This window comes from Lentzea sp. NPDC058436 (genome assembly GCF_042721515.1).
GTDB lineage: Bacteria > Actinomycetota > Actinomycetes > Mycobacteriales > Pseudonocardiaceae > Lentzea.
Genome location: NZ_JBHXLF010000001.1, coordinates 1 through 12,586, shown reverse-complemented (window position 1 = coordinate 12,586; position 12,586 = coordinate 1). Strand labels below are relative to the sequence as shown.

At 69.7% G+C, this 12,586-nt stretch carries 9 protein-coding genes; 2 read left to right on the top strand and 7 right to left on the bottom strand.

Going from position 1 to position 12,586, the window contains the following annotated elements; translation table 11 throughout:
• Positions 1-55: 55 nt before the first annotated feature.
• Entirely contained in the window at positions 56-775 is a 720-nt protein-coding gene (locus tag ACFWN2_RS00045; RefSeq protein WP_382423851.1) for a hypothetical protein, read from the bottom strand.
• Positions 776-970: 195 nt separating this feature from the next.
• Here ACFWN2_RS00045 and ACFWN2_RS00040 point away from each other — a divergent pair, with 195 nt between their 5' ends.
• Positions 971-1,795 carry an alpha/beta fold hydrolase gene (locus tag ACFWN2_RS00040; protein ID WP_382423850.1) on the top strand — a complete coding sequence of 275 codons (825 nt, stop codon included), beginning with the start codon at positions 971-973 and terminating at the stop codon, positions 1,793-1,795.
• Here ACFWN2_RS00040 and araA read toward each other — a convergent pair.
• The 6 genes from araA to ACFWN2_RS00010 form a co-directional block, all read right to left on the bottom strand.
• Entirely contained in the window at positions 1,768-3,270 is a 1,503-nt protein-coding gene (araA, locus tag ACFWN2_RS00035) for an L-arabinose isomerase (RefSeq protein WP_382423849.1), read from the bottom strand. The genes ACFWN2_RS00040 and araA overlap by 28 nt on opposite strands.
• Before the next feature lie 17 nt (positions 3,271-3,287).
• On the bottom strand, positions 3,288-3,941 hold the full coding sequence (locus ACFWN2_RS00030; protein ID WP_382423848.1) for an L-ribulose-5-phosphate 4-epimerase: 654 nt from the start codon (positions 3,939-3,941) through the stop codon (positions 3,288-3,290).
• Positions 3,941-5,614 (bottom strand): ribulokinase, encoded by a 1,674-nt coding sequence (gene araB / locus ACFWN2_RS00025; protein ID WP_382425562.1) that lies wholly within the window; start codon positions 5,612-5,614, stop codon positions 3,941-3,943. The genes ACFWN2_RS00030 and araB overlap by 1 nt, the downstream gene beginning before the upstream one ends.
• 711 nt (positions 5,615-6,325) lie before the next feature.
• Positions 6,326-7,312: a LacI family DNA-binding transcriptional regulator gene (locus ACFWN2_RS00020; protein ID WP_382425560.1), complete on the bottom strand. Its 987-nt coding sequence runs from the start codon at positions 7,310-7,312 to the stop codon at positions 6,326-6,328.
• 108 nt (positions 7,313-7,420) lie between these two features.
• Entirely contained in the window at positions 7,421-8,851 is a 1,431-nt protein-coding gene (locus ACFWN2_RS00015; RefSeq protein ID WP_382423847.1) for a family 43 glycosylhydrolase, read from the bottom strand.
• On the bottom strand, positions 8,848-11,316 hold the full coding sequence (locus tag ACFWN2_RS00010) for an alpha-L-arabinofuranosidase C-terminal domain-containing protein (RefSeq protein ID WP_382423846.1): 2,469 nt from the start codon (positions 11,314-11,316) through the stop codon (positions 8,848-8,850). Before ACFWN2_RS00010 ends, ACFWN2_RS00015 begins: the two co-directional genes overlap by 4 nt.
• A gap of 163 nt (positions 11,317-11,479) precedes the next feature.
• Between ACFWN2_RS00010 and ACFWN2_RS00005 the strand changes: the two genes are divergently transcribed.
• Positions 11,480-12,448, top strand: a complete 969-nt coding sequence (locus ACFWN2_RS00005; protein WP_382423845.1) for an ABC transporter substrate-binding protein — start codon at positions 11,480-11,482, stop codon at positions 12,446-12,448.
• Positions 12,449-12,586 lie beyond the last annotated feature (138 nt).

Sequence of the window (12,586 nt, the reverse complement as noted above, 5' to 3'; positions counted from 1 at the left end):
CCTCCTGGGAACGCCCGCCCCTGTGGGCAGCCGCTCGCTCGAACCCCGAGGAGAGTTACTTGAGCGAGCAGGTGGCGAAGCGTTCCAGCCCCTGGGGCCGCGCCTGCACGCGGCCGATGGCGATCGCGATCCGGTCCAGCGCAGCGGCGCGCTTGCTCGCCAGCGGGCCGAGGATCGCGTTCTGCACGAAGTTCGGCCCGCCCTCACCGGCCGACGTGCGCAGCCGGTCGTTCGCCTCGGCCAGCTGCTTGCCGAGGTTCGCCAGTTCACGGTCGACCTCGGCCCGCGCGGCGGCCGGCACGTCCTGGACCACGGGCAGCGGGCATTCGATCGCCCCGCCGGCGACCGGGGCGCTGGAACCGCTGGAAGTCGGCTTCGAGGTCGCCGGCGGCTCGGACACGGCGGGAGCCTGCCCGAGTCCGCAGGTCGCGAACCTCTCCAGGCCCTCCGGCTTCTCGGCGACCCGCCCGATGGCGGTCTCGATGCGGTTCAGCGCCGCGACGCGCTTGCTCGCCAACGGGCCGAGGATCGCGTTCTGCACGAAGTTCGGCCCGCCCTCACCGGCCGACGTGCGGAGCCGCTCGTTGGCCTCCGCGATCTGCTTGTCCAGGTTCGCCAGTTCCCGCTGCACCTCGGCCTGGGCGGCGGCGGGCACCGCGGGGACGACCGGCCGCGGGCACACGACGGCACCCGTCGCGGTCTCCCCTCCGGCGAACGCCACGGCCGCGGTCACCGCGGTCAGCGTCGCCGCGACACCCAGTCCGGCCACGATCACCCGTTTGCTCCGTTGCGGTCGTGCATGCGCTCTCGACATATCCGAACCTCACGAGTAGGGGACGTTTTCTGCCGGCACAAGGGGAATACGGACCGGGAAAATGAAAGGTTCAACTACTTGTGAGCGTTCACAGGCGCTGGCATGCTCGCAGATCATTCCGCAGTCCCGCACCTGCGAGAAACCGGGGTACCAGTCATGCCGTCGGCAGCCAGAGTGATGCACGAGCAGCTCCCGCTCCGCGTCCACGGGGTGAACCTCAGGATCGCCTCGGTGCGCCGCGAAGGCTCCGGTGATCCCGTCGTCCTCCTGCACGGCTTCGGCACGAGCAAGGAGGACTACCTCGACATCACGCACCGGCACGAGTTCGCAGGGCGCCGGTTCCTCGCCTACGACGCACCTGGTTGCGGCGCAACGGAATGCGCCGATCTCGGGGCGATCGACCTGCCGTTCCTCGTCGACACCGCCCGCGCGGTGCTGGAACGCGCGGGCATCGGCCGGTTCCACGTCGTCGCGCACTCGACCGGGGCCCTCACCGCGCTCCTGCTGGCGCACAGCGAGCCGGGCCGGGTGCTGAGCTTCGTGAACATCAAGGGCGTCCTCGCGCCCGAGGACTGCGTGCTGAGCAGGGAGGCGCTGAACCACCGCGATCCCGGCGAGTTCCTCTTCGGACTCGCCGAGCGCACCCGCGAGTCGTCCTGCTACGGCGGCGGCCTGTACGCGGCGAACCTCCCGAGCAAGGTCCGCCGCGGTGCCGTGTCCCCCTTCTTCCGCTCAATGGTCGAGCAGGCCGACCACGGCAGCCTGCTGCGGAAGTTCCTCTCCCTGCCGTGCCCGCGGATGTACCTCTACGGCGAGCAGTGCGCCGGACTGTCCTACCTGCCGCTGCTGGACGCCAACGGGGTGGAGCTCGCGGAGATCCCGCACAGCGGGCAGCTCCCCATGTACTCCAACCCCGTCGCGATGTGGCGGCAGATCGCCGAGTTCCACGCGCGTCAGCTGATCCCCAGCGCCAGGCGGTGATAGGCGGAGTTCCAGCGCAGCCGGTCGGTGAACGAGGCGGGGGTCGTCGCGGAGTCGATCAGCACGAGCTCCGTGGCGGCCATCTGCGCGAAGTCGCGCAGCACCTCGGCTCCGACGGCCTGCGTCATCACCGTGTGGTGCGGGCCGCCCGCGGTGAGCCAGCACTCGGCGGACGTCGAGAGCGACGGCGCCGGCCGCCACACGGCCCGCGCGACCGGCAGCTTCGGCAGCGGCTCGTCCGGCGGGACGACCGTGACCTCGTTGGCCACCAACCGGAAGCGGTCGCCCATGTCGGCCAGCCCGACCACGACGGCGGGGCCGGGCGCGGCGTCGAACACCAGCCGCACCGGGTCCTCCCGGTCGCCGATGCCCAGCGGGTGGATCTCGCAGGACGGCTGGTCCGCGGCGATCGTCGGGCAGACCTCCAGCATGTGCGCGCCGAGGATCTTCGGTTCGCCGGGCCCGAAGTGGTACGTGTAGTCCTCCATGAACGACGTGCCGCGGCCGGTTCCCGTGCCCATCGCCTTCACCGCGGCCAGCAGCGCGGAGGTCTTCCAGTCGCCCTCACCGCCGAAGCCGTAGCCGTCGGCCATCAGCCGTTGCACGGCGAGGCCCGGCAGCTGCCGCAACCCGCCCAGGTCCTGGAAGTTCGTGGTGAACGCACCGAAGCCGCCGTCGTCCAAAAAGGACCGCAGGCCGATCTCGATGCGGGCGGCGTACCGCAGTGACTCGTGCCGCTCGCCCCCGCGCGTCAGTTCCGGACTCAGGCGGTAGGTCTCGGCGTAGTCGGCGACGAGCAGGTCGATGTCGGCATCGGGCACCGCGTCGACCACGGCCACGAGGTCGTTGACGCCGTAGGTGTTGACCGAGACGCCGAACCGCAGCTCCGCCTCGACCTTGTCGCCCTCGGTCACGGCGACGTCGCGCATGTTGTCGCCGAAGCGGGCGAGCTTCAGGCCGCGCAGGTGCGCGACACCGGCCGCGGCACGGGCCCAGCCGTCGATCCGCTCGGCCACCACGGGATCACTCGCGTGCCCGGCGACCGTCTTGCGCGCCACCCCGATCCTGGTCTGCACGTAGGCGAACTCGCGGTCGCCGTGCGCGGCCTGGTTGAGGTTCATGAAGTCCATGTCGATCGTGGACCACGGCAGCGCCTCGTTGAGCTGGGTGTGCAGGTGCAGCAGCGGTTTGCGCAGCAGGTCGAGCCCGGTGATCCACATCTTCGCCGGCGAGAACGTGTGCATCCACGCGATCACGCCGACGCACGACGGGTCGTAGTTCGCCTCCTGCATGACCGCGCGGATGGCTCCGGAGTCGGTCAGCACCGGCTTCCAGACGATCTCCGCGCTGATCCGGCCGGAGTCGGTGAGCATCCGCCTGATCTGCTGGGACTGGGCCGCGACCTGGTCGAGCGTCTCGGGGCCGTAGAGGTGCTGGCTGCCGGTGAGGAACCAGATCTGGGGCTTGTCCGGCATGTGCTCTCCTTCTGGGCTCACTGGCCGTAGACGTTCTGGTAGCGCTCGTAGAGCCGGTCGACGTGCTGCTTGTCGATCACGTCCGGCTTGCCGAGCTGGAGTGCGAAGTGGACGGTGCGGGCGACGTCTTCCAGCAGCACCGCGGCTTTCACAGCCTTGACCGCCGTCTCACCGACGGTGAACGGCCCGTGGTTGCGCATCAGCACGGCCTTGGACCTGCTGGTGCTCAGCGTGTCCACGATGCCCTTGCCGATCGAGTCGTCGCCGATCAGCGCGAACGGCCCGACCGGGATGTCGCCGCCGAACTCGTCCGCGATCATCGTGAGCACGCACGGGATGGGCTCACCGCGCGCCGCCCACGCCGTGGCGTAAGGGGAATGGGTGTGCACGACACCGCCGACGTTCGGCATGTGCCGGTACACGTAGGCGTGCGCCGCGGTGTCGCTCGACGGCGCCAGCTCGCCTTCCTTGAGCGTGCCGTGCAGGTCCGTCACGACCATCGCGTGCGGACCCAGCTCGTCGTAGGACACCCCGGACGGCTTGATCACCATCAGGTCCTGGCCGGGCACGCGCGCGGACACGTTGCCGGCGGTCCAGCTCACCAGCTCGTAGCGGGTCAGCTCGCGGTGCAGCTCGGCGACCGTGCGCCGCAGCTCTGCGGTGGGCGACATCAGCTCTTCCCCTCCAGGGCGGCGCGGCGGTACCCGCGCAGCCGGTGCATGACGTCGTTGGCGCCCCTGCCGAAGTAGTCGTGCAGCTCCTGGTAGTCGCGGAAGAGCCGTTCGTACGCCTCGACGTTCTTCTCGTCGGGCACGAAGACGTTGCGGCGCACCGATCCCATCTTCGCCGCCGCCTCACGGATGTTCTCGTACGCGTTCGCGGCGACCGCGGCGTGCATCGCCGATCCGAGCGCGGGCCCCTGCGCCGACCCGATCACCGACAGCGGCAGGTTCAGCACGTCGGCGTAGATCTGCATCAGCAACGTGTTCTTGGTGAGGCCGCCCGCGATCACGAGCTCGGTGACCGGGACCCCCGCGTCCGTGAAGGTGCCGACGATGACGCGCGTGCCGAACGCCGTGGCTTCGAGCAGCGCGCGGTAGACGTCCTCGGCCTTCGTGGCGAGCGTCTGGCCGACGACCACACCGGACAGTTCGTGGTCGACCAGCACGGACCTGTTGCCGCTGTGCCAGTCGAGCGCGACGAGCCCGTGCTCGCCGACTTCCTGCTGCGCGGCCAGTTCCGACAACAGCTCGTGCACGGTGATGCCGCGCTCGTGCGCCTCTTCGTGGTAGCTAGGCGGCACCTGGTTGCGCAGGAACCACGCGAAGATGTCGCCGACGCCGCTCTGCCCGGCCTCGTACCCCCACAGCCCCGGCACGATGCCGCCGTCGACGACGCCGCACATGCCCGGCACCTCGCGCAGCTCGGCCCCGCTCATGACGTGGCACGTGGAGGTGCCCATGATCGCGACCATCTGCCCCGGCCCCACTGCCTGCGCGGCCGGTGCCGTGACGTGCGCGTCGACGTTGCCGACCGCGACCGCGATGCCTTCCCGGAGCCCGGTCCACCCGGCGGCCTGGCTCGTGAGCGTGCCCGCCTTGTCGCCCAGGGCGGACAGCGGGTGGTCGAGCTTGTCGCCGACGAAGTTTCCGAACTCGGGGTTGAGGTCCTTGAGGAACTCCTCCGCCGGGTAGGCGCCGTCCTGGTGGATGCCCTTGTAGCCGGCGGTGCAGGCGTTGCGCGTGTACCTACCCGTGAGCTGCCAGACGATCCAGTCGGCGGCCTCGACCCAGTGCGCGGTGGCGGCGTAGACCTCGGGGGCCTCCTCCAGGAGCTGCAGCCCCTTGGCGAACTCCCACTCCGACGAGATGAGCCCGCCGTACCGCGCGAGCCACGGCTCCTTGCGCTGCCGGGCCAGCTCGTTGATGCGGTCGGCCTGAGGCTGGGCGGCGTGATGACGCCACAGCTTCACGTACGCGTGCGGGTTCTCCTTGAACTCTTCGAGCTCGCACAACGGCGTGCCGTCCGCCGCTGTCGGAACCATCGTGCAGGCCGTGAAGTCCGTGCCGATGCCGACGACCTGATCCGCGGAGATCCCGGCCGCCTCGACGGCCTGCGGGACGGCGGTGCGCAGGACGTCGACGTAGTCGGACGGGACCTGCAGCGCCCACTCCGGCGGCAACGGCCGGCCGGTGGCGGGCAGCACCTGGTCCACCACGCCGTGGCGGTAGTCGTGCACAGCGGTGCCGAGCTCCGCGCCGTCGCGGACGCGCACGACCACGGCGCGGCCGGACAGCGTGCCGAAGTCGACACCCACCACGCACGCGTCGCGGTCGATCGTCATGTCAGTCACGACCTGAGTGTTATCGCTAACAATCAGGGAGTCAAGGTGTGCCCCGGACATCGTGATTTCGCTGGGAGGGAGCGAATTGTGCCGGGAGGTGAGCGCACGACAAACGGGACCGCGCTTGGGGGCTGGTTGGGGCGGCGGCCGCGGCCCCAGGCCGCGGTGGCGGGACTTGGTGGGGAGGAATGGCGGGTGTGGGCGGTCTGGACGGCGGCAAGGTGCTGGAGGCCGGTGGCGGGTGTGGGCGGGAGGTAGGGCGGGCCGGTGCGAGGTGGGGCGGCCAGGCAGGAGGCGACCGTCGACCGGCAGGTGAGGCGGGAGGCCGCAAGGCCCGTGGCGGGCGCGGGACGGGAGGCCGCTGGCAGGCACGGGCCGGGAGTTGGGCGGGTCGGTGCGAGGCCGGGCGGCCAGGCAGGAGGCGACCTTCGGGCGAGAGGTGAGGCGGGAGGCCGCAAGGCCGGGAGGCCCGTGGCGGGTGTGGGACGGGAGGCCGGTGATGGGCGCGGAGCGGAGATGGGGCGGGTCGACGAGAGGTCGGGAGCGGGCGGGAGGTGGGGCGAGCCGGCTTGAGGCCGCGTGGCCGGGCAGGAGGCGACAGCGGCCGTCAACCGCGACCCGGTTGAGTCCGGCCCACCATCACCCGCAGACCGCCAGGCCAGCGCCCGCCAGTCCGCCCGACACTGCCGCGTACCGGGTACCGGCCGTCGCTTACCGGGGCGGCGGGGCCACGCTGTTCCGCTTCACCAGCATCGGCGCCACCGCGCGCTGCGGCCGGGTCGTCTCGCCGTCGCTGATCTGCTCAAGCAGCAGCCCGAGCGTCTCGTGGGCCACCGCGGCGAAGTCCGGGCGCACCGTGGTGAGCGGCGGGATGAAGTACGCGGCCTCGGGGACGTCGTCGAACCCCACGACGCTCACGTCGTGCGGGACGTTGCGGCCTCGTTCGCTCATGGCTCGCAGCACGCCGAGGGCGAGGTGGTCGTTCGAGCAGAACACGGCCGTGACCTCGGGCATCCTGGCCAGCATCTGGCCCGCGCGGTAGCCGGAGGCGGCGCTCCAGTCCGCGGACACGACCGGGGGGACCTCGGCGCCGACGGCGTCGAGGGCCGAGCGCCAGCCGTCCACTCGGCCGGCCGCGTCGAACCAGTCCGCGGGGCCGGAGACGTGCCACACCGTGTCGTGGCCCGCGTCCAGCAGGTGTTTCGTCGCGTCGAACGCGCCCATCGCCTGGTCCACCGTGACCAGGGGCGTCGGGCGGTCGGGGTCGCCGTCTACGGTGACGAGCGGGACGCCTGCCGGGACGTCCGCCAGCGCGTCCGCCGCCGAGGAGTTCGGGGCGATCACCACGATGCCCGCCACCCGCTGGTCGCGGTGGCGTTCGACGGCGGCGGCGATCGAGTCGCGGTCGAGGACCTTGACCCTGCCCACGCTGACGTTGAACCCGGCCTCGCCCGCCGCCTCCTCGAAGGCGGACAGCAGGGAGGCCGGGCCGTAGAGCGTCGAGTTCTGCGCCACCACGCCGATGAGCTGCGTCTTGCCGGTGACGAGGGCGCGGGCCGCGCGGTTGGGGCGGTAGTCGAGCTCCTTGATGGCCGCCTGCACGCGCAGCCTGGTCTGTTCGCGGACGTTCGGGTGGTTGTTGAGCACACGCGAGACCGTCTGGTGCGACACCCCGGCGAGTCGTGCGACATCGGTCATCGCGGGGTCACGCGAGGTCTTCTCCACTAGCGGTCTCCGATCCTTGATCTGCGCCGGTGATGTTAGCGATAACACCAGTTCGGCTTCGATGCAGTGCTCATTGTCCACTCATTCCAGGCGGAATGTGGCACGTCGGCGCGCGTCGCGGTCGCCGCCTGGTCTGGACAACACCAGCCGGCCGTTGTCGTGTGCGAGATACGTGTCCGCACCGGCACGCAGAGAGACCGCGCCGGAGTCCGAAAGCCCGGGAACGCGAACAAAGCTCGCCGCGCGGCCGTACGCGTCGGTGTCCTCGAACGGGTCGATGCGGAGCACATCGCCGCGCACGTACCGGTCCGGGAAGTTCACCGACTGCAGGGCGACCGTGCCGGCGCCCAGGAACCCCGGCACGAACCGGAACTGCGTGTCGCCGAGCTCGCGGACGTTGCCGTCGACCCGCAGCCGGTACTCGTAGTGCCGCACCACCAGCGACGGAGCGTCCAAAGGCGACAGCCGCACGATCGGGCCGCCCTTCCCCACCGGCACGCCGAACGACGGCGTGCCGTCCGCGTTCCAGTGCACTCTCTGCACGCGGGTGTGCCGGTTCGGGTCGAACAGCGGATCGCCGGTGATGTCGCGGTAGTCGCGAGCGTGGTAGACGAGCACGTCCAAGGCACCCACCGTGGTGAACGAGTTGTGCCCCGGCCCGTACTGCGAGGTCGCCGCATTGGTCGTGAACACCGGCGAAGGCGACTTCGTCCACGACCGCGCGTCGAGCAGGTTCGCGTTCTCGTCGGCGGTCAGCAGGCCCATGCAGTAGCGGGCGTCGGTCGCGCTCGCGGAGAACGTCACGAACACCCGGCCGTTGCGGATCAGCACCGCGGGCCCCTCGTTCACCTTGAAGCCCTGCACCTCCCACGACAGCGTCGGCGTCGCGATGCGCACGGGAGCGGTCTTCAACGCGAGCGGTGAGGCCATCTCGGCGATGTAGAGGTTCGAGTTCGTGGCGATGCCGGGCTCGCTCTGCGCCCACAGGAAGTAGCGCTTGCCGCGGTGCGCGAACGTGGTCGCGTCGAGTGTGAACGTGTCCCACGCCGTCACCATCTGCCCGCGCAGCACCCAGCCGCTCTCGCGCGGGTCGGCGTTCGGGGACTCCAGCACGTAGGTGCGGATGCGGAACGGCTCGTCCTTGTCGCCCGCCGCGAAGTACACGTACCACTTGCCGTCGATGCGGTGCAGTTCCGGCGCCCAGATGTAGCCGCCCATCGTGCCCGACGACGGCCGGCGCCAGATCGTGCGCTCACGGGCAGCGGACAGACCGTCCAACGTGGACGCGCCGCGGATGACGACGCGGTCGTACTCCGGCACCGACCCGGTCAGGTAGTACATGCCGTCGGTCGGCGGCGTGACGAACGGGTCGGCGCGCTGTTCGACGAGCGGGTTGCGGGTGGGCAGTTCCGCCTCGGGTGCGGCGGCGACGGCGGCGGGCGCGGCGGACGTGAGCGCACCGGTCGCGGCCAGCAGACCGCCGGTGGCCAGCAGAGATCGTCGGTTGATCACGAGCGGCTCCTGATCCGGAGGAACGTGACGGAGTTCGGCGGGAAGGTGTGCGTGAAGCTGCTCGCCACCCGCGCCTGGTCCAGGCGAGGGCGGATCGGCTGGGTGAACTCGGTGTTCACGTCGTCGGCACGGCCCTGCAGCACGGTCACCCGCGCCGTCAGGGCCACCGGGACACCGAGGTCGATGCGAGTACGCGCGGCGTTGTCCTGGGCGTTGACCACCTTGACGATCAACTCACCGGTGGCGAGGTCGCGGGTGACGACCTGGCGGAACGGCTCGGCGACCTTGTCGTCGGTGAACTCGCCCCACTTCTGCCCGTCGAGGAACAGCGCGACGTGCCGTCCGCGGACCTCGACGCGCACGTCGTACGCGCGGCCCGTGTCGATGCGCGTGCCGTTGGAGATGAGCGTGCTCTTGCCGCCACCGACGGCCTTCTCCACGGCCGACTGGGTGTTGTTCCAGCCGCCCAGGTTCCACCAGTAGTAGTTGCCGGTGTCCTGCACGCCGAACGCGACGAGGAAGCCTTCACGCCCGGACTGCTTCACCGCCTTGACGTTCAACGTGTAGTCGCGCCAGCTCTTGTCCCCCGCCGTGACGAGCGTGTCCTCGGCGGCGGCGTCGGACTGGACGTAGGCACCGTTCACGACGTTCCACGCGCCACGAGCGGACTTCGTCCACTTCGAGTCACCACCGGAGAAGTCGTCGCTGAACAACGTCTCGCCGGAGGCACTGGTAACGCTCACATCGTCGTAGGTCGCGGCTGTGGCCCACGTCGACAACCCGATCGCGCCGGTGATCGGCGACTGGGTCGACGGCGTGGCGGACGCGGTGCTCGGCACGACGTGGTCGCCCACGTTGTTCATGAAGAGCTTCTGCACCTCGTAGCTCGCCGAGCCCCACGACGCGTGGTTGTTGAACCAGATCATGTCCGGGCGCCACTGGACGTAGTCCTCGTTCGCCAGCAACGGCGCGTAAGAGGCGAGCTTCACGACGTCGGCGTTGCGTTCGAGCCCTGTCATGAACGCCGCTTCGCTGAGCGCGTTGAAGAACTTGTTGTCCTGCGAGGCATATTCGCCGAGGAACACCTTCGGACCGTTGCGGTCGTAGGAGTCGTAACGGTTGTGGTTCTCCAGGAACCAGCTCGGGCTGTTGTAGTAGTGCTCGTCGATCATCTTCACGCCGGCTTGCCTGTTCAGCTGCCACAATCGGTCGAACGTGCCGCCGGCGTCGTCGGGGCCGGAGTTGCTGACGACGGTGATGCCGGGGTACTTGGCGTTGATGGCGTCGCGGAACTGGACGAAGCGCGCCATGAACTCGTCGGGCAGGTTCTCCTCGTTGCCGACGGCCAGGTGGGTGAGCCCGAACGGCTTGGGGTGGCCCATCTCCGCGCGCTTGCGCCCCCAGACCGAGTCGGCGGGGCCGTTCGCGAACTCGATCAGGTCGAGCGTGTCCTGGACGTGCCGCGCCAGCAACGCGGGGTCGTCCGTGGCGCGGTTCTGGCCGCAGCCGGTGACCAGGGCGGGCACGACGGGCAACGGCATCGCGCCGACGTCCTCGGAGAACTGGAAGTACTCGTAGTAGCCCAGACCGTAGGACTGGTTGTAGCCCCAGAAGTTCCAGTTCGTGGCGCGCTGCTCGACCGGCCCGATGGTGTCCTTCCACTGGTACGAACGGCGGCGCTCGAAGCCCGGCGCGTCGTAGCCGTAGTGGCTGCCGGTGTTGACCAGGCAGCCACCGGGGAACCGGACGAAGCCGGGCTTCAGCGCGGCGACCTTCTCGGCGAGGTCGCGCCGCAGGCCGTGCCCCTTGAAGGTGTCCTGCGGCAGCAACGAGATCATGTCGAGGCGCAGGGTCCCGGCACCGCCGCCGGTCACGAGGAGCCTGCCCGTCGTGGTGGACTTCTTCGCGCGGATCGTGCCGCTGTACCGGGTCCAGCCGTCACCGCGGACCTGGACCTTCACCGGGTCGCCCAGCGCGGTGCCGGCGGGATCGGTGACCGTGGCGGTCAGCTGAGCTTGTTGATCAGCGCGCGCCCAGACGGAGAAGTCGTAGCGCTGCCCTTCTCGCACGGCGATTCCGCTGTTGTAGCCGGAGTTGATGACGCCGGCGGGCAGACCGAGCTTCAGGTAACGGCGGTTGCGCTCGTTCAGGCGCTCGCCGTCGTCGGCCACGTCGACCGTGCCGCTGTGCGGCGCCCAGGACGTCAGGCCGTGGTAACCCGCGTTGTCCGCGGGGTCGTACTCGAACGAGCGGTTCTGCACGAGCTCGGCGTACAGGCCGCCGTCGGCCGCGCGGTTGATGTCCTCGAAGAAGACGCCGTACATCGAGTCGTCGATCGAGGCGCCCTTCTGCGTGGCGTCGATCTTGAGCGTGTAGTCGGTCTCAGCGGCCGCTCCGGATCCGGGAACGGCGACCAGCAGGGAGGCCGCGAGTGCGGCGCTCATCAGGACGTGCTTGCGGGACACAGGGTTCCTCCCCAAGCTCGGAAGTGAGCGTTAACATAGGGCTGCGTGCTTGTTACTGGCAAGGTCTTGACGCGGCAGTTGTGAGCGTTCACTCTTGTGCACCTGGCAGCCGAGGACAGGCGGTCAGGCTCCGCGACACCGTCGTCACACCGGAGGAATCCCAGTGCTGAAGAAGGTCACGACAATTGCCGGCGTGGTCCTGCTGAGCGCGCTCACCGCGTGCGGCTCGGGAGGTGGCGGCGGCACCGCCTCGTCCGGCAGCGGCACCATCACGATGGGCTTCGCCCAGGTGGGCGCCGAGAGCGGCTGGCGCACCGCGAACACCAAGTCGATCCAGGACGAGGCCAAGGCCGCCGGGATCGAGCTGAAGTTCTCCGACGCGCAGCAGAAGCAGGAGAACCAGATCAAGGCGATCCGCTCCTACATCCAGCAGAAGGTGTCGGTGATCGCGTTCAGCCCCGTCGTCGAGACGGGCTGGGACACGGTGCTGCTGGAAGCCAAGCGCGCCAACATCCCCGTGATCCTCACCGACCGCTCGATCGACTCAGACGACACCTCGCTCTACAAGACGTTCCTCGGCTCCGACTTCGTCGAGGAGGGCCGCAAGGCGGGCGACTGGCTGGTCGCGAACGCCTCCGGCCCGACGAACGTGGTGGAACTGCAGGGCACCACCGGTGCGGCGCCCGCGATCGACCGCAAGAAGGGCTTCGAGGAGAAGATCGCGGCCAAGGGCGACATCAAGGTCGTCGCCTCGCAGACCGGTGACTTCACCCGGTCCGGCGGCAAGCAGGTGATGGAGGCGTTCCTCAAGTCCCAGTCGAAGATCGACGTGGTGTACGCGCACAACGACGACATGGGCCTGGGCGCGATCGAGGCGATCAAGGCGGCGGGCAAGGTGCCCGGCAAGGACATCAAGATCATCACCGTGGACGCGGTGAAGGACGGCATGACGGCGCTGGCCAACGGCGAGATCAACTTCATCGTCGAGTGCAACCCGTTGCTGGGCAAGCAGTTGATGGAGCTCACGAAGAAGGTCGTGGCGGGTGAGGAGGTGCCGAACCGCGTCGTGACCGAGGAGGGCACGTTCACGCAGGAGCAGGCGAAGGCCGCGCTCCCCCAGCGCCAGTACTGAGTACTTCGCTCAGGCCAGGGAATTCAGTGGTCGTGGGGGGGGGCCGCACCCCCCCACCCCCACCCCCCCCCCCCCCCCCACCCCCCCCCACACACAAATAAAAAAAAAAAACAAGCGGCAAACCGAAAAAAAGTGATT